At 53.0% G+C, this 21,917-nt stretch carries 17 protein-coding genes; 14 read left to right on the forward strand and 3 right to left on the reverse strand.

Going from position 1 to position 21,917, the window contains the following annotated elements; translation table 11 throughout:
• Positions 1-15: 15 nt before the first annotated feature.
• Positions 16-921 (forward strand): IS3 family transposase, encoded by a 906-nt coding sequence (locus KJW29_RS02030; protein WP_281426281.1) that lies wholly within the window; start codon positions 16-18, stop codon positions 919-921.
• A 390-nt stretch (positions 922-1,311) separates the two neighbouring features.
• Here the strand turns inward: KJW29_RS02030 and KJW29_RS02035 are convergent, their stop codons facing one another.
• Complete coding sequence (locus tag KJW29_RS02035) at positions 1,312-1,821, reverse strand: GNAT family N-acetyltransferase (protein WP_214628567.1); 510 nt, start codon at positions 1,819-1,821, stop codon at positions 1,312-1,314.
• Positions 1,822-2,393: 572 nt separating this feature from the next.
• Here KJW29_RS02035 and ilvB point away from each other — a divergent pair.
• From ilvB to KJW29_RS02055, 4 genes are all read left to right on the forward strand, one after another.
• Positions 2,394-4,139, forward strand: a complete 1,746-nt coding sequence (gene ilvB / locus KJW29_RS02040) for a biosynthetic-type acetolactate synthase large subunit (RefSeq protein WP_214628568.1) — start codon at positions 2,394-2,396, stop codon at positions 4,137-4,139.
• Positions 4,136-4,624 carry an acetolactate synthase small subunit gene (ilvN, locus tag KJW29_RS02045; RefSeq protein WP_087570776.1) on the forward strand — a complete coding sequence of 163 codons (489 nt, stop codon included), beginning with the start codon at positions 4,136-4,138 and terminating at the stop codon, positions 4,622-4,624. The genes ilvB and ilvN overlap by 4 nt, the downstream gene beginning before the upstream one ends.
• Before the next feature lie 147 nt (positions 4,625-4,771).
• Positions 4,772-5,764 (forward strand): ketol-acid reductoisomerase, encoded by a 993-nt coding sequence (gene ilvC, locus KJW29_RS02050; protein WP_087570775.1) that lies wholly within the window; start codon positions 4,772-4,774, stop codon positions 5,762-5,764.
• A 135-nt stretch (positions 5,765-5,899) separates the two neighbouring features.
• Positions 5,900-7,444: a 2-isopropylmalate synthase gene (locus KJW29_RS02055; protein WP_214628569.1), complete on the forward strand. Its 1,545-nt coding sequence runs from the start codon at positions 5,900-5,902 to the stop codon at positions 7,442-7,444.
• Positions 7,445-7,550: 106 nt separating this feature from the next.
• On the opposite strand, the gene KJW29_RS02060 is transcribed toward KJW29_RS02055, so the two are convergent.
• Complete coding sequence (locus tag KJW29_RS02060) at positions 7,551-8,147, reverse strand: HD-GYP domain-containing protein (protein ID WP_214628570.1); 597 nt, start codon at positions 8,145-8,147, stop codon at positions 7,551-7,553.
• A 34-nt stretch (positions 8,148-8,181) separates the two neighbouring features.
• Positions 8,182-9,279: an HD-GYP domain-containing protein gene (locus KJW29_RS36410; protein WP_214628571.1), complete on the reverse strand. Its 1,098-nt coding sequence runs from the start codon at positions 9,277-9,279 to the stop codon at positions 8,182-8,184.
• A gap of 284 nt (positions 9,280-9,563) precedes the next feature.
• Here KJW29_RS36410 and leuB point away from each other — a divergent pair, with 284 nt between their 5' ends.
• The 9 genes from leuB (at position 9,564) to KJW29_RS02110 (ending at position 21,912) form a co-directional block, all read left to right on the forward strand.
• Positions 9,564-10,640: a 3-isopropylmalate dehydrogenase gene (gene leuB / locus KJW29_RS02070; RefSeq protein ID WP_108991965.1), complete on the forward strand. Its 1,077-nt coding sequence runs from the start codon at positions 9,564-9,566 to the stop codon at positions 10,638-10,640.
• A gap of 189 nt (positions 10,641-10,829) precedes the next feature.
• Complete coding sequence (locus tag KJW29_RS02075; RefSeq protein WP_108991966.1) at positions 10,830-11,378, forward strand: peroxiredoxin; 549 nt, start codon at positions 10,830-10,832, stop codon at positions 11,376-11,378.
• A gap of 240 nt (positions 11,379-11,618) precedes the next feature.
• Complete coding sequence (locus KJW29_RS02080) at positions 11,619-12,470, forward strand: SMP-30/gluconolactonase/LRE family protein (RefSeq protein ID WP_214628572.1); 852 nt, start codon at positions 11,619-11,621, stop codon at positions 12,468-12,470.
• Positions 12,471-12,630: 160 nt separating this feature from the next.
• Positions 12,631-13,047, forward strand: a complete 417-nt coding sequence (locus KJW29_RS02085) for a hypothetical protein (protein WP_087566879.1) — start codon at positions 12,631-12,633, stop codon at positions 13,045-13,047.
• A gap of 140 nt (positions 13,048-13,187) precedes the next feature.
• Positions 13,188-14,000 carry an RNA polymerase sigma factor SigI gene (sigI, locus tag KJW29_RS02090; protein WP_307719156.1) on the forward strand — a complete coding sequence of 271 codons (813 nt, stop codon included), beginning with the start codon at positions 13,188-13,190 and terminating at the stop codon, positions 13,998-14,000.
• Entirely contained in the window at positions 13,997-15,499 is a 1,503-nt protein-coding gene (locus tag KJW29_RS36415) for an anti-sigma-I factor RsgI family protein (protein WP_214628573.1), read from the forward strand. Before sigI ends, KJW29_RS36415 begins: the two co-directional genes overlap by 4 nt.
• A gap of 197 nt (positions 15,500-15,696) precedes the next feature.
• Positions 15,697-17,094, forward strand: a complete 1,398-nt coding sequence (locus KJW29_RS02100) for an ATP-binding protein (RefSeq protein ID WP_246608545.1) — start codon at positions 15,697-15,699, stop codon at positions 17,092-17,094.
• Positions 17,095-17,193: 99 nt separating this feature from the next.
• Positions 17,194-18,702: a leucyl aminopeptidase gene (locus KJW29_RS02105; protein WP_214628574.1), complete on the forward strand. Its 1,509-nt coding sequence runs from the start codon at positions 17,194-17,196 to the stop codon at positions 18,700-18,702.
• A gap of 306 nt (positions 18,703-19,008) precedes the next feature.
• Positions 19,009-21,912, forward strand: coding sequence for a 2-oxoglutarate dehydrogenase E1 component (locus tag KJW29_RS02110; RefSeq protein ID WP_214628575.1), 2,904 nt, complete (start codon positions 19,009-19,011; stop codon positions 21,910-21,912).
• The last annotated feature ends 5 nt before the right edge of the window (positions 21,913-21,917 follow it).

Genomic DNA, 21,917 nt, shown 5'->3' on the forward strand with positions numbered 1-21,917 from the left:
TTTATTAAGCGGGGAGTGCCAGTGGCCACAGTTCTGCGTATTCTGGGCATTTCAGAATCTACTTATTACGACCGAAAGAGAAGAGTAACCACTCCATCTACGAGCCCCGCGGCAGGCCGACCAGGCCGTCCTGTACCTGGTTACTCCTATACGTTTGACGGCGAGTCTGTAAGCGACGAGCAAATCAAGGAATGGCTCCTCGAACTCATTGAGGGCGAAGAGACTGTCTATGGCTACAAGCTTTTAGCACAATGCATCCGTGATCAGCACAACGTGAGACTGGACAAGAAGAAGTCATACCGCCTGTGTACCGAGCTAGGTATCCTTCAAAAGCCGCGCCAGCGTGTACATACGCATCCACGGAGGCTACCCAAAAACCGCGTCGTGACGGGCGTTAACCAGCTGTGGCAAATGGATATTAAGTATGGTTACGTTACAAAGCTAAACCGTTTCTTTTTCATTCTCAGCATCATCGATGTGTTTGATCGTGTCGTCGTCAAACAATACCGAGGACCCGTGTGCGAGTCCAAGCATGCCGTTCAGACCCTTTGTTATGCCTTACAGGATCGTGTAAGACTAGGAGAGGCCATGCCTGTTATTCGTACCGACAATGGTCCGCAATTCGTCAGCCAGCTATTCGGGGACATGTGTGAGTGCCTCGAGGTTGAGCATGAGCGAATTCCACCTCGCACACCAGATATGAATGCCTACATCGAGTCATTCCATAGCATTCTGGAGCGCAATTTGTTGAGGCAAAGAGAATTTACGACCTTTCATGAAGCTTATGAAGCACTCGATACTTACATGGACTTCTATAATAACCGCAGGATGCATGGTAGCTTAAAGAGGATGCCTCCTGCCGTTTTTTCAGAGTGGGTGCAGACGTTAGAGGATACTTCTGCATTCCATAAAGCAATGTAAAGACATGAAAAAGAGAGAGACTCTACGAAAACAGCATTTTTGGTGGACAAGACTCCGGAATTAGGGGGCCTAGCCGTATATACATAAATTTTGTTGCGAATAGGGCGAAAACTGGTTTGCAAGGCGGAGATTTGTGTATTTTTTGCACAATTCGCTGCTCCGAGGCATTTGGAGCATATGAATTTGATTAAAATTGCACAATTTCAAGAGAGCAACCAAATCAGCCGCATTTCGATTCCCGCGCTAGACGAAGTGCAGCTGCCTGGCCCATTAGAAAAAGCACAGGAGAGGTTGATCAGCTAGAGTGTTTGGAGATTATGCGTCGCCTCGCCTCGCATAGGCGGTCTAGCCGGACGGCGGGATCTGCCCATTGTTCACTTTGGGCAGCCATTAACGTTCGGCAGGGAACATCTCCTGCTCCTGCCGAGCGCCGGATATGGGCGCCGATTGCGGTAATGGCTGAAGCGGCTTAGCCAGCTCGAAGACATGCCAGTCCGGGATGTACCGGATGCATCCGTAGCCAAGCTTGCCATAGAAGCGCTGAGCACCACCGTTGCTCGCGTCGACGTACAGCCGGCTGACACGGCAGCCGTTCGAGGAACCGTACGCCTCCGCATATGCCATAAGCAAGGTGCCTAATCCCAGGCCGCGGTGCCCGGAATGGGTAGCCAGCATGTCGACAAGCAGTTCTTCCCCGGCATTGAGAAAGTGGACGAAAGCAACGGGCGGGCCTTGTTTCGTTCTTGTGGCTACATAAGTTGTGCCCCAGCGGAAACGGTGGGGCAGCTCGCGGATCATGCGGGCGTCAAGCGGTCTTGCGGTCGCGGATAAGGGAATCAGCTCCGAGCGGATGAGACGGACGAGCTCGGGATCGTCCTGCGGCTTGCGAGCTCTTATCATGGACAGATAACCTCCTTCGGTTAAAGGCCGGAGTTTGAGGATAATGATGTTTTGCGATTGTAATCGCCGGCCGCATGGAATTGTAAAACACTGGTTACAATACTATATGTAGAGCGCCCAATATTGGCGAATGGACGTTGCGAAGCCGATGACCGGAACAAACTTTTTGAGCTTCTGCAGGAACGGTTCTTGACGTACTGGTCCAATCGGCATATAATAGTGAAAAGTCATATCAATCGGCAATGATGAGGACGAAGTGATAAGGGCCCTTTTGTTCAGAGAGCGTGCGGATCAGCTGCAACCGACGCCAAAATCCCTTTTCTACGAGCTCACCTCGGAGCTATTCTCCTGAAAAGCGTCAAGCGTATTAGGGAGCATCGCAGGGCAAGCGTTACAGTGCCATGGTAGAACGTCGAAATGTGCACAGCGTTCTAACCAATGAAGGTTATGTTTCGAGAGAAACATAACGAATTTGGGTGGTACCACGGAAGCTAAACCTTTCGTCCCTTTCAGCATAAGCATGCTGGAGGACGAGAGGTTTTTTTGGTTTTTCGAGAGGAGGAGAATGACTGATGGCAACGCCAAGCGCAACGCTGAAGTCGAAGGAAGAATTGATGGAGAAATTCTCTAAGCCCGAGGTGATCTCGGGATCGGAAATATTGCTTCGCAGTCTGCTGCTTGAGGGCGTGGATTGTGTATTCGGTTATCCAGGCGGCGCCGTCTTGTACATCTATGACGCGATGCACGGCAACCCGGACTTTAACCACGTCCTGACCCGTCACGAGCAGGGTGCGATTCATGCAGCGGATGGCTATGCCCGGGCAAGCGGCAAAGTCGGCGTATGTATCGCTACTTCAGGTCCAGGCGCTACGAATCTGGTGACAGGCATCGCGACGGCTTATATGGACTCCGTGCCGCTCGTCGTTATTACGGGCAACGTCATTTCGTCGCTGATCGGCTCCGATGCTTTCCAGGAAGCGGACATTACGGGCATTACAATGCCAATTACGAAGCACAGCTATCTGGTACGCGAGGTTGAGGATCTGCCGAGAGTCATTCACGAGGCGTTCCACATCGCGAACACGGGGCGCAAAGGCCCGGTGCTGATCGATATTCCAAAGGACGTTTCCGCGGCGAAGACGTTGTTTAAGCCGGTAACGGAGGTCAACGTTCGCGGGTATAACCCGACCGTTAATCCGAACAAGCTGCAAGTGGACAAAATGATCAAGGCGATCCAGGAAGCGGAGCGTCCGGTTATTTTGGCAGGCGGCGGGGTTGTCTACTCCGGAGCGCATGAGGAACTGCTGGAATTCGTGACGAAGACCGGAATTCCGATCACGACAACGCTGCTCGGACTTGGCGGCTTCCCTAGCGGGAACGAACTGTGGATGGGGATGCCGGGCATGCATGGCACCTATACGGCGAATACGTCCATCCAGAGCGCGGATCTGCTCATTAATATCGGAGCCCGCTTTGACGACCGGGTAACCGGCAAGCTGTCCGGCTTTGCGCCGAAAGCGAAGATCGTCCATATCGATATCGATCCGGCGGAGATTGGCAAAAACGTGCCTACGGACATTCCGATCGTAGGAGATGTCAAGACGGTACTGACCGTGGCGAACCGGACGGCGGTACGCGCCGAGAAGGCGGATGCGTGGAGAGCCCAAATCCAGGCGTCCAAAAAACAATATCCATTCAGCTACAAGGATTCGGATACGGAGCTCAAGCCGCAATGGGTCGTTGAAATGATCCATCAGACGACAAACGGCGATGCGATCGTAACTACTGACGTTGGCCAGCACCAGATGTGGGCGGCGCAATATTACAATTTCAACAAACCGCGTTCCTGGGTAACGTCCGGCGGTCTCGGTACGATGGGCTTCGGCTTCCCTTCGGCGATCGGCGCCCAGATGGCAAGTCCGGATCGCGTAGTCGTATCCATCAATGGCGACGGCGGCATGCAGATGTGCGCGCAGGAGCTTGCGATTTGCGCTATCAACAATATTCCGGTCAAAGTCGTTATTCTGAATAACCAAGTGCTTGGCATGGTACGCCAATGGCAAGAGCTCATCCACGAGAACCGCTTTAGCCATATCGATCTGGCCGGCAGCCCTGACTTCGTCAAACTGGCCGAAGCTTACGGCGTAAAGGGACTGCGCGCCTCTAACAAAGAGGAAGCACGCGCCGCTTGGGAAGAAGCGCTCCGCCATCCTGGCCCGGCTGTCGTGGAGTTCGTCGTCCGCAGAGACGAGAACGTCTATCCGATGGTTGCGCAAGGCAGTACCATTGACCAAATGATCATGGGGGATGCGGAATGAAGAAACATACCATCGCAGTTATCGTGAATGACCAGCCCGGCGTTCTGCAGCGCGTATCCGGCTTGTTCGGACGCCGCGGCTTCAATATCGAGAGCATTACAGTAGGCACCAGCGAAGAAGTCGGCTTGTCCCGCATGGTCATCGTCACGACAGGCGATGACCACACGCTGGAGCAGATCACGAAGCAATTGTATAAGCTGATCGATGTTATCAAAGTCATTGATCTCAGCGCCAACGCGATGGTCGGACGCGAGCTGGCCTTGATCAAGGTTCATGCGGAGCCGGCCAGCAGACCGGAAATCATGGGCGTCGTCGAGACGTTCCGGGCAGCGGTCGTTGATATTGGCACGCACTCATTGATGGTTCAAGTTGTGGGCGACACCGAAAAGATCGACGCTATGATCGAGCTTATGAAGCCTTATGGCATCCGTGAACTTTCACGCACTGGTGTCACTGCGCTTAACCGCGGTAACGTAAAGCAATAAGAAACCTTTCTATCAACTTATACAACATCATGGTTCAGATCCCGCTTTGAGCGGGAGTTTAAGAGAGGAACCGGCCTGAGGGAAGACCGTGTTTCTTCGCTTAAACACCCGCTCAAAAGGGTTAAATTAAAGGAGGCAATTATTAACATGGCAGTTACATTGTATTATGAGAAAGACGCCGATCAAGGCGTTCTGCAAGGCAAAACAATCGCAGTTATCGGTTACGGAAGCCAAGGCCACGCGCAAGCGCAAAATCTTCGCGACAGCGGCTTGAAGGTTGTTATCGGTCTTCGCCCAGGCAAATCCGCAGACGTTGCCAAAAAAGACGGCTTCGAAGTACTTACAGTAGCAGAAGCTACTAAAATTGCCGACGTTGTTCAAATCCTTCTGCCGGACGAAACGCAAGCTCGCGTCTACCAAGAAGAAATCGAACCGAACCTGAAGCAAGGCGCGGCTCTGATGTTCTCCCACGGCTTCAATATTCACTACGGCCAAATCGTGCCAAGCGCAGACAAGGACGTATTCCTGGTCGCTCCCAAGTCGCCGGGCCACATGGTTCGCCGTACTTACCAAGAAGGCTTCGGCGTTCCTGGTCTGATCGCAATCCATCAAGACGCTTCTGGCAACGCCAAGAACATCGGTCTTGCTTATGCCAAGGGCATTGGCTGTACGCGTGCCGGCGTAATCGAAACTTCCTTTAAGGAAGAGACGGAAACGGATCTGTTCGGCGAGCAAGCCGTATTGTGCGGCGGCGCTTCCGCGCTGGTTAAAGCAGGTTTCGAGACGTTGGTTGAAGCCGGCTACGCTCCCGAGATGGCTTACTTCGAGTGCTTGCACGAGCTTAAGCTGATCGTTGACCTGATGTATGAAGGCGGCCTCGCGACAATGCGCGACTCCATCTCCAACACAGCGGAATACGGCGACTACGTTACGGGTCCTCGTATCGTAACAGAAGAGACAAAGAAAGAAATGAAACGCGTACTGGAAGATATCCAATCCGGACGTTTCGCGCGCGACTTCATTCTTGAGAACCAATCCGGCCGCGCTATGCTGACGGCTACCCGCCGCAACGAAGCCGCTCATCCGATCGAGCAAACAGGCGCGCAACTTCGCGAACTGATGCATTGGATCAAGAAGTAAGTTAGCTTTAAATCTACATTAAGACTTTTTAGTCCCGGTTCACCGGCGATCCGGTCGACGCGCACAAGCCCGTCGACCGGAGATGCGGCCGCGTGCGATCGGGATCATTCTGTTCACGGAGGTGTAAATGCAGATATGCGGAAAATTTATATTTTCGATACAACGCTTCGTGACGGCGAGCAATCTCCAGGCGTAAACCTGAATACGAAGGAGAAGGTCGAGATCGCGCTGCAACTGGAGAAGCTTGGCGTGGACCGGATCGAAGCCGGTTTCCCTGCGGCGTCCCCAGGCGACCTGGCGGCGGTCAATGCCGTCGCTCGCGCGGTCAAGAACGCGACGATCATTGGACTGTCACGTTCCCGTGAGCAGGACATCGATGCGGTCCGCGAAGCGTTGAAGGGCGCGCAGGATCCTTGCATTCACCTATTCCTGGCAACGAGTCCGATCCACCGCAAGCACAAGCTTCGGATGGAGAAGGAACAGGTTCTGGAGGCTGCCGAACGTGCGATCCGCTACGCCAAACAATATTTTGACAAAATCGAGTTCTCGCCGGAGGATGCGGGCCGCACGGAGCTGGACTTTCTCTGCCAGGTTACGGATATGGCGATCAAAGCGGGAGCGACCGTGGTTAACATTCCGGATACGGTCGGCTACATGAATCCTCAGGAGTTCGGCAACATCTTCAAGACGCTGAAGGAGAATGTACCGAATATCGAGACCATTCAACTCAGCGCCCACTGTCACGACGATCTCGGCATGGCGACGGCAAATGCGCTGGCAGCCATCCTTAACGGCGCCGACCAAGTGGAAGGCACGATCAACGGCATCGGCGAACGCGCAGGCAATACGGCAATCGAAGAGGTTGCCATGGCGCTTGCCACGCGTCCGGACTTCTTCGGCGCACAGACGACGCTGAACCTGAAGGAAATCGCCAAGACGAGCCGCCTGGTCAGCAAGCTGACGGGCATGGTCGTACCTGGCAACAAAGCTATCGTAGGCGCCAACGCCTTCGCGCACGAGTCCGGCATCCATCAGGACGGCATGCTGAAGGAAAAGACGACTTACGAAATTATTTCGCCGGACACGATCGGTCTGCGCGAATCCAAGCTGGTTCTCGGCAAACATTCAGGACGTCACGCGTTCCGCGAGAAGCTGATCGATCTCGGTTATGAGCTGGACGACGATGCGGTAAACGCGGCGTTTGCGAAGTTCAAGGATCTTGCCGATAAGAAAAAGAATGTCATGGACGAAGACATCCGCGCCATGCTGGAGGAGAAGCTGACCGATACGCCGGAAGTGTTTGCGCTGGAGACGATCCAGGTGAGCTACGGCAACGAGTCGACGCCTAACGCGACGGTGAAGGTGAAGCTGGCCGAAGGCGAGACGCGGATAGAGACAGCGGAGGGCAATGGCTCCGTCGATGCCATCTACAATGCAATAGACAAAGCGACAGCCGAGGTTGTCGAGCTTGAGGATTATTCCATCAAGTCTGTCTCGCAAGGGAAGGACGCGCTTGGCGAGGTGCACGTTGTGCTTAAGCAAGAGGATGTTTCGGCTCAAGGCAGAGGCCTTAGTACGGATATTCTCGAAGCGAGCGCACGGGCGTATATCGATGCGGTTAATCGCCTGATCGAGAAACGCAAGTCGCCGGGTCGTCGCGACAAGATGAGCTTGATCTAATAGCAATTGACCACGACAAAGCGCGTAACGGATACGATCATCCGTTACGCGTTTTTTTGTCGTTAAGGAGAGGATGCAAAACATGAGGAGCGGAATCTCAGACGTATTATACGGCTGCAGGATGCCCATACATCGTTTCATCCAACTGGGAGGTCTTGATGAAAACGATGAAAGGCTCGACGAGCGATGGATCGAATTGCGTTCCGCTGCCTCTGCGAAGCTCGTTCACGGAATCCTCCAAAGATAATCTGCTGCGATAACAGCGATTGGACATCATGCTGTCGAAGGTATCGATGATTGCGCATATTCTTGCCAAGTAAGGAATGTCATGGCGGGAACGGCCTTCCGGATAGCCGCCGCCATCCCAGCGTTCGTGATGATATCTTACAATTTCGACGATTCGGGAAGATATGCCGGGATACAGCTCGGCGGCAGAGCCGCCACAGGAGGGATGTTGCCTCATGATCCTCCACTCCCGGTCAGACAGCTTTCCTTTCCGATTGAGGATGTTGTTCGGGATAAACAGCTTGCCGAGGTCATGCAGATAACAGCCGCTCACGAGAATTCCCTTCTCCGCTCCGCCGATTCCCAATACGTTGGCAAATTGCTGCGCGATCGCGGACACGCGCAGACAATGCCGGTAAGAAGAAGGGCTCTTCCGTTTCAATTGCTTCATGCCTGCGTCAGCCGATAACTTATACATCTTGATTCCTCCTGAAATTAAGCGACTATCACAATTAAGCCTGTGACGCGGCATGAAGCACTGTAATCGTGCTGCTGCGGGATAGATCGAGCTCATAGGGCGTCCCGACCGACTGACCGCTGGCCTCCGTAATAATTCGCACGACGGGACGGTGCGCGATGGACGAACGATAGGACGTGACGATGCCGGTCTGACCGCTGCTCAGCGTCAATACGCTGGATAGGGGGAAGGCCTTCAGTCGCTGAAGGAAAAGTTTGACGAGGCTGGCGTCAAAATAATAATTGCCCGCCCCGTACAAAAACTCAACGACGTCGTCGGCCCGGTAGGAGCTGCGGTATCTGCGCGGCGATGTCAGCGCATCGTAACTGTCGGCCAGCGCGACGATGCGCGCGTATTCCGGGATGTCGTTGCCTTTGGTCCCGAAGGGATAACCGGAGCCGTCGAATCGTTCGTGATGCGCCAGAGAGACAACCGCGGACTGCCAAGGCATCCCTTTGATGTCCGCAAGCAGCCGATAACCGAGCTCGGCATGCTGATTCAGCAGGTGACGGTCGGTGTCGGACAACGTGCCATGACCCGTTACGAGTTCCCGGGGCATAATCGTCATGCCGACGTCGAACAATAGCGAACCCAGCAACAGCTCCAACAACTGGGCTTCCGTATATCCGTATTCGTCTCCGATCATCGTAGACAAGATGGAAACGTTGACAGCATGTCCGAAGATCAACTCGTCGAACTGCTCCAGCTTGTTCATCCAATCCGCGACGGAGGGATGGGCAAGCGCGTCCGCAAGAGCTCTTCTATATCTGCGCTTGAATCTTCTGTCCTTGACGGAATCTCCGTGTTCCGAGCAGAAGACATGGCGGTTCAGCCGATTCACGAGTTCTCCGTACAGGTCATTCCTCTGTTTGGCCGTAGTAGGCGGAAGAACGACGGAAGGAGCAGGCTGAGTTTGGACGTTGAACGGACAGTGCTTCACAAGCACGCGATTTACGCCCATCTCCTTCAAACGCTTGATATAGAACGTGGTCAACTCCGTGCCTTCGCAGAGGATAATCATTCCGTTTTTGCCTATTACCGCTTTGGCGAGCCGGTCGCCTTCCTTGAGTTTATCGATTTGGCATTCCAACATCTTGAACTTGCTCCTTCCGAACAGAGTCATTGCCGGTGACTCGTGCTGCTATCAAAGAATTTTAAGCTTATGGAATAAGATTATCATCATGCCATCCGGTCAACTATTATCCTAGTGGATCCATTAGGGTATCCTTTGGGTTACTTTTTTGGCAAAATAGGCATGGCATCTAGGTTTATAGTTCTCGCCTATAGAGTCCATAGATTTTATATCTTGGAATGGAAGAGCTAAATGTGGTTAAATGATAATAGATTGAGAATGATAAAGAGGAGTGTATTTACATTATGTCAGAAGTGAAAAAAATCGCCGTCCTCGGCGGAGACGGTATCGGCCCCGAGGTTGTTGGAGAAGCATTAAAAATACTCAAAAGAACCGAAGAGCTGTACGGTTATCAATTCGAGACGGAACACGGCTTGTTCGGCGGTATCGCCATCGACGAGAAGGGCACGCCTCTTCCGCAAGAAACGCTTGAGCTATGCCAGGGCGCTGACGCTGTATTGCTGGGCGCGGTTGGCGGGCCCAAATGGGACAACAACTCCAAGGAGCTTCGTCCGGAGACTGGCCTGCTCGGTATTCGCAAAGCGTTGGGACTGTTCTCGAACATCCGTCCGGCTAACGTATTCGATTGCTTGAAAGAAGCTTCCACGCTGAAGCCGGAAGTGCTGGAAGGCACAGACCTTATCGTCGTGCGCGAGCTGACAGGCGGCATCTACTTCGGCGAGAAGTTCCGCCGGGAAGGCGCGAACGGCGAAGAAGCCGTTGATACATGCGTATATAATGTGCAAGAGATCGAGCGTATCGTTCGTCAGGCGTTCGATATCGCGATGACGCGGAGCAAACGTCTTGCTTCCGTCGACAAAGCGAACGTGCTTGAGACTTCCCGCTTGTGGCGCGAAGTCGTTAACCGCATAGCCGTGGAGTATCCTGAGGTTGAACTGGAGCATGTGCTCGTCGATAACTGCGCGATGCAATTGCTTCGCCGTCCTTCCAGCTTCGACGTAATCGTAACCGAGAACATGTTCGGCGACATTTTGAGCGACGAAGCAGCCATGTTGACAGGTTCTATCGGCATGTTGTCCTCCGCTTCGCTGGGAGAAGGCAGCTTCGGCCTCTACGAGCCGGTACACGGTTCTGCTCCTGACATCGCGGGCCAAGGCATCTCCAATCCAATCGCGACCATTCTTTCCGTTGCGCTGATGTTCCGCCTGACGTTCGGCTACCACGATGCGGCGAAGTCCATCGAGGACGCGGTTAAGGACGTGTTGGATGCTGGTCACCGCACAGGAGACATCGCGGTTGACAAGAGCTCGGCGATTGGAACTACGGCAATGGGCGATTTGATTGCAGCTGCAATGAAGTAGTTCGAGATTGTTGATAATTCTTCACAGTTTATAATTATTATAAAGAAATACTGTCTATAATATTGACTTTATTATTGTGTGATGATACTATTTTTAAAGAAGAGACACGCACCAATGAAGAGGCTAGCACTTATTGTGCGTGAAATACCTCTAAATAAATTATGGATAGGTCAAGGAGGAGTTTTCATCATGGCAGAACGTTTGGTAGGACGCCCGGCACCGGATTTTGCAATGGAGACAGCAACAGGCAATGGACAAGATTTCGGTACTGCTTCCCTCGCCGATTACAAAGGCAAGTGGCTGGTACTGTTCTTCTACCCACTGGACTTCACGTTCGTGTGCCCGACAGAAATTACGGCGCTTAGCTCGGCAGCCGAAGAGTTCAAAAAGCTTGACACTGAAATTCTTGGCGTCAGCGTAGACAGCAAGCACAGCCACCGCGCTTGGATTAACACTCCGGTTAACGATAATGGCCTTGGCCAACTGAACTTCCCACTCGCGGCTGATATCACGAAGAGCGTTGCTCGTGACTACGGCGTACTGATCGAAGAAGAAGGCATAGCGCTTCGCGGCCTGTTCATCATCGATCCGGAAGGCGAGATCAAATATCAAGTGGTTAACCACAACAATGTCGGCCGCAGCGTAGAAGAGACGCTTCGCGTATTGCAAGCTCTGCAATCCGGCGGACTTTGCCCAATCAACTGGAAACCAGGCCAAAGCCACCTGGTAGCGAAGTAATATTCGCTGAAATCTTGGCAATGACAAGGACAGGCCCTTATCCGTTACGGATAAGGGCCTGTCCTTTGCGCGCTTGGCATTACATCGTCCCGGCCCATATCCCAGGGAGCTACCCGTTTGGTGGTTACTATCAAGCGTCAAGTGTCCGCTTTCTATGCCGTTTCCTAAGGGGATATTTATGGTACACTGGAAGTGTTTTGATGATTGGAGTCTGGCTATCGTCGCCCAGAACTTTAATAGATGAAAGCAGAGGTGGATAGATTGGATCCTTATGTTGCGCAAAGATTTACGAATCCAAAGACCTTTACTAATGGTATAGAAGGGCCGGCCTGTGACCGCGAGGGCAATATTTATGCAGTTAATTATGAGAAACAGGGTACGATCGGCAAGGTGACACCGCTAGGGGAAGCGAGTATTTTCGTTGAGCTTCCGAATGGCAGTGTAGGGAATGGAATCCGGTTCAACCAGGCTGGCGACATGTTGATTGCCGATTATGTAAACCATAATATTATCAAGGTTGACATGAATACGCGGGAGATCGGAATCCATGCTCATGAACCGAGGATGCATCAGCCGAATGATATTTGTATAACCAGAGATGATGTCCTATTTGCAAGCGATCCGGATTGGGATAACAGCAGAGGAAAGCTATGGCGCGTGAACGTTGACGGAACTACGGATTTGCTCGAGGACGATATGGGTACGACCAACGGAATTGAGGTGAGCCCGGATGAGAAGGTGTTGTACGTCAATGAATCTGTTCAGCGCCGGATTTGGGCTTACGCTTTAAATAAGAACAAAGAAATAAGCGACAAACGTCTGCTGATCGAATTTCCGGACTACTCGTTGGATGGCATGCGCTGCGATATCGAAGGAAATCTGTATGTTACCCGTATTGGCAAAGGCGTTGTGGCGAAGATTTCACCTGAAGGGGAAGTGCTGGCCGAGATTCTGCTTGAAGGAAAGGATTGTACGAACCTTGCTTTCGGCGGCCCGGAAGGCAAACACTGTTATGTTACTGTAGCCGATATTGGCAATATTCAGGTGTTTCAAACGGATGTTCAAGGTCGTTGCTTTGCAATGTGGCGATAAATTCACTATCAAGAATGAATAAATACTAATGTGTGGGCAGCGGGAACGGGCAGGAATTTGTCGATAACGTGGCGAATAAAATTAAATTAGCTATCATGTAAGGGTTATTATTGGCGAGCAACAAGTAATCACCTTGATTAGCGTGAGGAGGCTGCCGCGGATGAGTTTCTGCTGTGGAGCAAGTATGATTGGTACGAAAGGCACGTTAAAACATTTGACGACGCATATCCACAACGTTCCGATTACATTTTGCCCAGTCTGCCATGGGATCGATGTTCATTACAAGGCGCAAAGCGAATACGACATTCTGGCAGAATACGCGTACGGCGATGGAGCGGCCGAAGTGGATTTTGAGGATTACGTCGATCAAGATCAAGCTTCGCTGCTGGAGAATTGCGTGAATCACGAGAACGAGGAGCCCATGGACGTCGTACGCAGCCAGATTGACATGGCGCTTGATTTGCTCAGCTTCGCCAAACATTTGGAAGATAAAGAATGGCAATACATGCTCAAGAAGCGGCTTCAGGTGCTGGGAAGCAGGCGGAATAAGCTGCTGCAGCGGAAGTCATCGGTCTAAGGTTTCCATCGTATCCCGTTTAAAGACCTCCATTGGGAGGTCTTTTGTTTGAAATGGAGAAAAAATGAGTATTTTTTAATAAGTACCCCCCCAATCGTCGAAACCAAGACGAAATGATAAGTAGTGAGGTGGAGCGGTTGTTGCTGATCCTGTTTAAGCGATTCACGCGTAAAACGGCTCTTGCTTCGTCTGCGACATTACAGCCTAAGCTGGAGCCAGAGCAATATGTATTGCACATTCGACAAGGCGATGATAAGTTGCGTGAGCAATTCATCGCCGAGTATTCACCATACATAGCTAAAGTAACGAGCAGATTCAGCAAGCGGTATATTAATCCGGAACGGGATGATGAATTCAGTATCGCCCTGCTGGCGTTTAATGAAGCCATCGACGGCTTCGACAGCGAAGCGGGGAGATCGTTCCTAGGATTTGCCAAAACCGTCATGCAGCGTCGGCTTATTGATTATGCGCGAAAAGAACAAAGACATCTTCAATCCGTGCCCTACAGTGCGTTCGATTCGGAGGGAGAGGATCAATCGCCATATAACGTCCTCGAGACGAAGCAGGCTCTGGAGGCTCACGAGACAAGCAGAACCGACCTGGAGCGTCGTGCGGAGATCCTCGAGCTAAGCAGCGAGCTTGAGCCGTACGGCATTACGTTTATGGAGCTTGTCGATCAGTCTCCAAAGCATTCCGATTCACGAGCAATGCTGATTGATATTGCATGCCTTCTGGCAGGAAACGCCGATTGGATGGGAATGCTGAAGGCCACTCAGCGGCTGCCTATTAAGGAATTGATGGAAGCCTGCCGCGTATCGCGCAAGACCATCGAACGTAACCGCAAATATATTATTGCAATTGCTATTATCCGATCGGGTGGATACCCGTACATGAACGATTATATGCGTATTCCGAGTTCGAACGAATGGATGAGTAAGGAGGTGAGCCGATGAAACGTGGAATCGTAATGAGCATTCACGAGCAGCATGCCGTCGTGATGACACAGGATGGCCAATTCCTGAGGGCACCGCTTGCCGGCTCACCCCAAATCGGTCAAGAGCTCCTCTTTGAGGAAGAAGCGGCTCCCCTGCCAAGACGAAGGCTCGCGGGACGGAGCAGGCTTCTGACTTATGCAGGCTCTGCAGCAGCTCTTCTTCTATTAATAACGGTTTGCTTCCTCTATGCAGCTATTGAAAGCAATCCCGTAGTAGCCTACGTGACGATGGATATTAATCCGAGCATCGAGATCGGCATCGACAACAAGGAGAAGGTGCGCGAGCTCAGGGCGATGAACGAAGCCGGCAGCAGGCTAATTGCAGATCTCGACTATAAAGGGCAGCCGGTGGAGAACGTAGCAACCCTGATTCTCGAGAAGGCCAGTCTTGCTCATTATTTGGATGCTCCTCATAAGGACATCCTGATCGCCAGCATTCTAATGAACGGCTCCAAGGAGCAGAACGAGGAATTCGAGCGATTGCTTGCTCAAAGTCTGGATAATGAGCTGCGGGCTTGGCTGACCGAACATGATAAACCGGCCGGCAGCGTGACGATTACGACGTTGTTCTTGCCTACTGAGCTGAGAAGCGAGGCAGATTCCATTGGAATATCTTCGGGCAAGCTGGCGCTTTATCTGATGGCCAAAAACGAAGGGTACACGCTCGAGATTGATTCGCTTAAGAAGCAGTCCATCGATAATGCCACCGCATCTATTGGCGGTATTGAAGGGATCGTGGGAGCGGCGGAAGAAGCTGCATCCAAAGAACAGCTCGAGAAGCTGCTGCAGCAGGAGCGGGCCGAAAATGCGAACGCGGCCTCCAAACCTTCGCCGACAGCGACGGCTAAGCCAACTGTTAAACCGACCGCGAAGCCGGCTGATCAACCTGCGACGAAGCCAGCTTCCAAACCAACTTCCAAACCAACTTCCAAACCAACTTCCAAACCGACCGTCAAACCCGCAGGCAAACCTTCGGGCAAACCGACCGCTACGGCCAAGCCAGGGCGCGGGGATTGGGAGAAGTTATGGGGCAGCCATTGGGACAAGGAGCAGCTAGAGAAGCTTCGGAAGGAATGGGAGAAAGCAGCGAAGGAATGGGAGAAATCCGGCAAGGATTGGAGCAATCAGTGGGAGAAATGGTTGGAGGAGCAGGCTGAGGCTATTAAGGATAGTAATAGGAAGAACGGAAACGGTTCAGGCAAGGAACATAGATGGAATCAGGATGACCGGGACGACGATGATGACCGGGACGAAGACGATGATCGTGACGACGATGATTGGAAGCAGAAGGGGCGCGGAGATCAGGCAAGCTGGAATAATGGAGCAGGAGGCGGGATGTTTTCGGGAAGTTCGGGCGGTAAGCGGGATGAAGATAAACGGGACGAAAAACATGAACGGAGAGAAGAGAGGGATCGTGATAAGCGGGGCGACGACGGGAATAAACGCGATGGGAAATAATGGGCGATAAGCCGCAGGACCTAGACGAATCTAATAAAATACACGATTATCCGACTCCTCAAAACGAGTCTTTTCGACTAGGTAGAGGTGTTTATTCGACAGTATTTCCCGTTGACAGCGTTTGTAAAGTAATCCTATGATTAGGTGAGATCGAACTTGATCATTTCTTAGTCTATAGCTTTGTCGGGGAGGCAGATATGATGCAAGCCATTCGAAAGCGTTATTTCCCCGCGCTTGCCGAGTATATCCGTGGTGGTAAAGATGCATCGCTGCAGCACGCGAATGCGCTTGGACAGCAATTGTATGGTTTCCAGCCAGAGGAGATTATCGCCGTACACGAGGATTGTATCCAAGCACTTGCCGCTAACGTGGATTCCAAGGACGCCGTTCAAATCTATCATCGCTCCTTTCTGTTCCTGATGGAGCTTATGGTTGCCTGCCGCTTCCGAATGGAGATCAATTCGGAGGGCGATATCGTGGAGCCGACGGCCGAGCAAAAGATTGTGGCTATGCGCGAAAGATTGCTGAGTTCGAACCGTTCATTCGAGAAGGTCAAAAACAAGTACGAAAACGTCCTGCAACATATGGATAGCGGCATTGCCTTATTCGACGGGGATGGGATTCTATCGTTCGTTAATGTCCAAATGGCGAAATTGCTCGACATTCCCCGAAAGACTCTGGTCGGCTGCAATATCCGCGAAATTCTGCTTCATCCCAAGCTGAACATACATACGAAACGAACCATTTTACGCCTGTACCGGGAGATGATACTCAAGCGCCACCGGTACTATGAGTTTCAGCAGAAAGACGGCAAACATCTGCTTGCGACGGTTACATACGGGGATCAGCTGGACGGGGATTTTTTGTTCAGCGTTAAGGACGTATCGGAGTACAAACATATTGAACAGAGCGCCCTGCAGAACGACAAGCTTGCCATGCTGGGCAAGATCGCGGCGGCGATTGCCCATGAGATCCGCAACCCGTTAACGAGTATACGGGGCTTTATACAATTGCTCCGTCCTTACTTGCTGGAGGTTGGCAAAGAGGAGTATGCCCGCATTATCCTGACGGAGATCGACAGGGCTAACGACATTATCTACGAATTTCTAAATTCGTCCAAGCCGTCCGCGCCGGTAAAGCAAGCCAAGTCGATCGAGAATCTTATTCGCGAGGTGGTCATGCTGACGGAGAGCGAGTCGCTCATGCGAAATTGCGAGATTGGCATCGAATCGCATCTGGAGGATGCTATCGTCTCCATCGATATTAAGCAAGTGAAGCAGGTGATTCTTAATCTCGTGAAAAACTCGCTGGACGCCGTGGAAGAAACCCAAAGCGAGCGGAGGGGCAGAATCGACATCGTGCTTAACAGCGATGGCCAATATGTCGAGATTATGATCAAGGACAATGGCAAAGGGATGGACAAGCTGACGATGAGCAAGCTGTTCGATCCATTCTTCACGACTAAGGAAGAAGGGACGGGGCTTGGACTGTCCGTCAGCTACCGGATAATTCGCAATCACGGGGGCACAATCCGCGTGAACAGCAAGATGGGCAGCGGAACGGAATTTATCATTTATTTGCCATTGGTTGGATAAACCATTAAAATCGAGATCGGGGCTCGGACGAGCCTTGTTTCGATTTTTTTGTTCTTGAAGAGGTTGTTCACGCACTTGAAGGGAAGCGAGGAGATTAGAATGTCGACAACGTTTACATATGGTGTTAGAAATGAAGGAGCAGCGCCGGAAGCGCTGATTCGCTTCGTAACGGAAGAAGAATTGCAAGGAACGGCGACGATCCTCCACGAGAAGCTGGACGAACGGCTGAGAGCGAGGTACGCCAAAGGATTGTTTCAAGGCAAGCCCGAGCAAGTAGAATCTATGGCCGCATTAGGGTTCATAGAGGCTGACACGGTTATCGTGGCCGGGTATCGTCCCGGCTCCGGCACGGACGGACTGCGATTGGCGGCAGCGGCGGCGGCCAAAGCGGCAAGGGCGGCGCGTGCGGCGCATGTCGAGCTGTCTATTGGCGAGGCAGCATTCTCACAAGATGTGGAGGATTGGGGTGCTGGCGCCGCGGCACAGGCTCTAACGGAGGGATTGCTGCTGGCGCTTCACGATCGCCAGCCCTTGAAGCGAGACGGAAGCGAGCGCTTCGGCTTGACGCAAGTCGATTTTGTGCCGGGAGAAGCCGCTTCTCTGGGGACGAAGGAAGAGTGGGAGCAAGGCATTATGCACGGACGGATTATAGGCGGGGGCGTCATCTATGCCCGTGATTTGACGAATCTGCCCGGCAACGATCTGACGCCTGAGCGGCTGGCGTTCCATGCGGAGGAGCTTGCGGGAGACTTCGACCTGGATATCGAGGTCATCGACGAGTGGTCTGCGGCCGAGCAAGAGATGGGGGCGCTGTTGGCCGTCGGCCAAGGCAGCGTCAATCCACCGCGCATGATTGTGCTTCATTACAATGGGGCGCCGGATTCCAAGGAAATATGGGGGCTGATCGGCAAAGGCGTAACGTTCGATACGGGCGGCATATCCCTCAAACGGGCCCCGGGCATGGAAGAGATGATATCCGATATGGGCGGAGCTGCGGCAGTGCTTGGCGCCGTTCGGGCGATCGCGGAATTAAAGGCGGAAGTTAATGTAGTCGCGGTTATCCCGGCAGCGGAGAATATGCCGTCCGATCGGGCGTTTAAGCCCGGTGATGTGCTGCGTACGATGAGCGGCTATACCGTGGAGGTCGTCAATACGGATGCCGAGGGACGGCTCGTGCTGGCAGACGGCATGACGACGGCGATCCGCCGAGGCGCGACCAGGCTTATCGACGTTGCAACGCTGACGGGGGCCATCATGGTGGCGCTCGGTTACGAGGCTACCGGAGCCGTTACGAACAATGAATCGCTGATGAATGAAGTGAAGGCGGCCTCCAAGCGGTCCGGAGAACGCATCTGGGAGATGCCGGCCTACCCGGAATTTCGTCAAGCGCTGAGAAGCGACGCCGCGGATCTAAAGAACGGCGGGGTGAAGTACGGGGCAGCCAGCGCCGGAGGACTGTTTATCGGTCACTTTGCAGAAGGACTCCCTTGGGTGCATCTCGACATCGGGGGATCGGCATGGCTTGATAGGGCGCGAGGCTGGGAGCCGAAGGGCGCGACGGGAGTTATGGTGCGAACGCTGGTTGAAATGCTGACGGCGCGAGCTTAGGCGCGTTTAATGAGGCGCCTGGATGGACATGACTGATAGCATGGTTGTTTGCATAAACAAAAAGACGCCGCCATGCCCGCGCGGCATGCCAAGAATCTTTATCCATGCCCGAAATGGATGAAACCGATGCCAATATGGTTATGGATGACAGGCCCGTAATGTACTAAAATATGAAGAAGCTACGCTATTGCATTTGGTGTGCGATTGATAGGCTTCTTCTTTTGATTTATGGTGTATGGCGTATTGAAACGCCCGCCATAGAAAATAATAGGACGGTTATGATTAGAGAGGGTGGAATTTTCTGCAATGAGCATCCATGATGACCACAATTCATCACCTTGGAAAAGCTACTACGGACCAAACCTTGGTTATGTCCAGGAGCAATACGAGCAGTTTCTTCAGGATCCGAATTCCGTAGAGACGTCGGTTCGAGAGCAGTTCGTACTCTGGGGGGCGCCGCCGAGCGACACAGTCGCAGCGCAGGCATCGGCAGGCGCGTCGGCTCGGACGTCTTCCGCAGCCGTTGTTCCCGGCCCGGTCGACAGCAATATGTTGAAGAAGGTCGTTGCCGCGCATCAGCTAATGCTGAACATTCGCAGGTACGGCCACTTGGGCGCGGACATCAATCCGCTGGGTATCAGCCGGGCAGCGGATACGAAGCTGCTGGAGCCGGAGACTTTCGGACTTACGCAGCAGGATCTTGCTTCCATCCCTGCATCGCTGATCTGGGATAACGCGCCGGCATCGGTATCGAACGGTTGGGATGCCATTGTCAGATTAAGAGAAATCTACACCCGCTCGGCTGCATACGAATTCACTCATATTCATGACGAGAACGAGAGAATCTGGCTGAACAAGCAAGCGGAATCCGGCGACTTCCCGGCTCCTCTCTCCAAGCGAGAAAAGGAGACGCTGCTGGAGCGTCTTTTGCAGGTGGAGCAGTTCGAGAGTTTTATCCACAAGACGTTCGTCGGGCAGAAACGGTTCTCTATCGAAGGCGTCGACATGCTGGTTCCGGTACTGGACGAGATCGTACGCGCGGTTGCGCATGACGGCGCTCACGATATTCTTATCGGCATGGCTCACCGCGGACGCTTGAACGTGCTTACGCATGTGCTGGGCAAGCCGTATGAAAAGATTTTTTCGGAGTTCCATCACTCTCCGAACAAGGAATTGGTTCCGTCGGAAGGGTCGATCGGCATCAACTACGGCTGGTCGGGCGACGTAAAATACCATTTGGGCGCCGATCGGGCGTTTACGGAAGGCGAGACGGTACGCGCAAGAGTAACGCTTGCGAACAACCCGAGCCATCTGGAGTTCGTAAATCCAATCGTGGAAGGTTATACGCGCGCGGCACAGGAAGATCGCAGCAAGCCAGGCTTCCCCGTACAGGATCAACACAAAGCGGTTACGGTTTGCGTACACGGCGACGCGGCGTTTATCGGCGAAGGCATCGTGGCCGAGACGCTCAATTTCAATAATTTGCAAGGTTACCGCAACGGCGGCACGATTCATATTATTGCGAACAATCGACTGGGCTTTACGACGAATAGCGTGGATTCCCGTTCCACTCATTATGCCAGCGATCTGGCCAAGGGCTTCGACATTCCGATCATCCACGTCAACGCTGACGATCCGGAAGCATGTCTGGCTGCCGTGCGCCTGGCTTGCGAATATCGCCTGATCTACAACAAAGGCTTCGTTATCGATCTTATCGGTTATCGCCGTTACGGTCATAACGAGATGGACGATCCCGATGCAACCCAGCCGCTCGTCTACAGCAAAGTGCGGAGTCATCCTACAGTTGCGAACATTTATGCCGAGCAGCTTAAGTCGGAGAAGACGATTACGGTCGAGCAAGCGGATCAGCTTCGCGCGAAGACGCTTGCCGCGCTTCAAGCCGGATATGATGCCATGAAGGCGAACGAAGGCAAGGCGCATGTACAAGTTACGCAAGAGTCCGGCGTCATCGTGCCGGAAGATGTTCCGACAGCCGTGCCGATGGAGACGCTGAAGGAAATCAATCTGGAATTGCTCAACCGTCCGGAAGGCTTTACGGAGTACTCCAAGCTTCAGCGTATTCTGCAGCGCCGCGCGACAAGCCTTAACGACGGCGAGAAGCTCGACTGGGCGCATGCCGAGACGCTGGCCTTCGCGACGATTTTGGCGGATGGAACGCCGATTCGTCTGAGCGGTCAAGATTCCGAACGAGGCACATTCGCGCATCGCCATATTATGCTTAACGATAACGCAACGGCCGAGAAGTTTACGCCGCTGCATATGTTCCCTCAGGCGAAGGCATCGTTCGCCGTGCATAACAGCCCGTTGTCCGAGACGGCGGTACTGGCCTTCGAATACGGCTACAACGTATTCGCGCCGGAATCGTTTGTCATCTGGGAAGCCCAGTTCGGCGACTTTGCGAACGTAGCTCAAGTTATTTTCGACCAATTTATGTCCGCTGGCCGGGCGAAGTGGTCGCAGAAATCCGGCGTTGCCGTCCTTCTGCCGCATGGCTACGAAGGTCAGGGACCGGAGCATTCCAGCGCGCGTCTGGAGAGATTCCTGCAGCTGTCCGCCGATAACAACTGGACGGTGGCGAATCTGACGACGTCGGCGCAATACTTCCACTTGCTGCGCAAGCAAGCGGCTATGCTGGGAAGCGACAGCGTCCGTCCGCTCATCCTGATGGCGCCGAAGAGCTTGCTCCGCAACCCGCGCGTCGCGTCGCACGGTGTGGAATTCAGCGAAGGCTCCTTTAAGCCGGTGCTGCCGCAATTCAGCTTTACGGAATCGAAGGCGGCCAAGGAGAAGGTGAAACGCCTCCTGCTGGGAACGGGCAAAGTAATGGTCGATCTGGACGAAGCGCTTTCGTCGAAGGACGAAGGAGAGTTCGGATGGCTGCGCGTAGCTCGCGTAGAGCAGCTGTATCCGCTGCCTCAGGCCGAGTTGGAGCGCATTATTGCTCAGTTCCCTAAGCTGGAAGAGATCGTATGGGTACAAGAAGAACCGAAGAACCAAGGCTCGTGGTCATACATGGAACCGCGTCTGCGTGAGCTTGCGTCTGGCAAGGCGGTCGTACGTTATATCGGACGTCCGGATCGTGCCAGCACGGCAACCGGACATCAGGAAATTCACGCGGCCGAGCAGCAATCGATCATTTCATCCGCATTGAATGGGCAGCCATTTCAATCGAGTCTGGTAAGGGGGTAACATAA

This window comes from Paenibacillus agaridevorans (assembly GCF_018604145.1).
GTDB classification, from domain to species: domain Bacteria; phylum Bacillota; class Bacilli; order Paenibacillales; family Paenibacillaceae; genus Pristimantibacillus; species Pristimantibacillus agaridevorans.

Excerpts from the sequence above, each read along its gene's own strand:
- KJW29_RS02035 (WP_214628567.1), bottom strand. The coding sequence starts at position 1,821 with ATGATAAGAGCTCGCAAGCCGCAGGACGATCCCGAGCTCGTCCGTCTC.
- ilvB (WP_214628568.1), top strand. The coding sequence starts at position 2,394 with ATGGCAACGCCAAGCGCAACGCTGAAGTCGAAGGAAGAATTGATGGAG.
- ilvN (WP_087570776.1), top strand. The coding sequence starts at position 4,136 with ATGAAGAAACATACCATCGCAGTTATCGTGAATGACCAGCCCGGCGTT.
- ilvC (WP_087570775.1), top strand. The coding sequence starts at position 4,772 with ATGGCAGTTACATTGTATTATGAGAAAGACGCCGATCAAGGCGTTCTG.
- KJW29_RS02055 (WP_214628569.1), top strand. The coding sequence starts at position 5,900 with ATGCGGAAAATTTATATTTTCGATACAACGCTTCGTGACGGCGAGCAA.
- KJW29_RS02060 (WP_214628570.1), bottom strand. The coding sequence starts at position 8,147 with ATGTATAAGTTATCGGCTGACGCAGGCATGAAGCAATTGAAACGGAAG.
- KJW29_RS36410 (WP_214628571.1), bottom strand. The coding sequence starts at position 9,279 with ATGTTGGAATGCCAAATCGATAAACTCAAGGAAGGCGACCGGCTCGCC.
- leuB (WP_108991965.1), top strand. The coding sequence starts at position 9,564 with ATGTCAGAAGTGAAAAAAATCGCCGTCCTCGGCGGAGACGGTATCGGC.
- KJW29_RS02075 (WP_108991966.1), top strand. The coding sequence starts at position 10,830 with ATGGCAGAACGTTTGGTAGGACGCCCGGCACCGGATTTTGCAATGGAG.
- KJW29_RS02080 (WP_214628572.1), top strand. The coding sequence starts at position 11,619 with ATGAAAGCAGAGGTGGATAGATTGGATCCTTATGTTGCGCAAAGATTT.
- KJW29_RS02085 (WP_087566879.1), top strand. The coding sequence starts at position 12,631 with ATGAGTTTCTGCTGTGGAGCAAGTATGATTGGTACGAAAGGCACGTTA.
- KJW29_RS36415 (WP_214628573.1), top strand. The coding sequence starts at position 13,997 with ATGAAACGTGGAATCGTAATGAGCATTCACGAGCAGCATGCCGTCGTG.
- KJW29_RS02100 (WP_246608545.1), top strand. The coding sequence starts at position 15,697 with ATGATGCAAGCCATTCGAAAGCGTTATTTCCCCGCGCTTGCCGAGTAT.
- KJW29_RS02105 (WP_214628574.1), top strand. The coding sequence starts at position 17,194 with ATGTCGACAACGTTTACATATGGTGTTAGAAATGAAGGAGCAGCGCCG.
- KJW29_RS02110 (WP_214628575.1), top strand. The coding sequence starts at position 19,009 with ATGAGCATCCATGATGACCACAATTCATCACCTTGGAAAAGCTACTAC.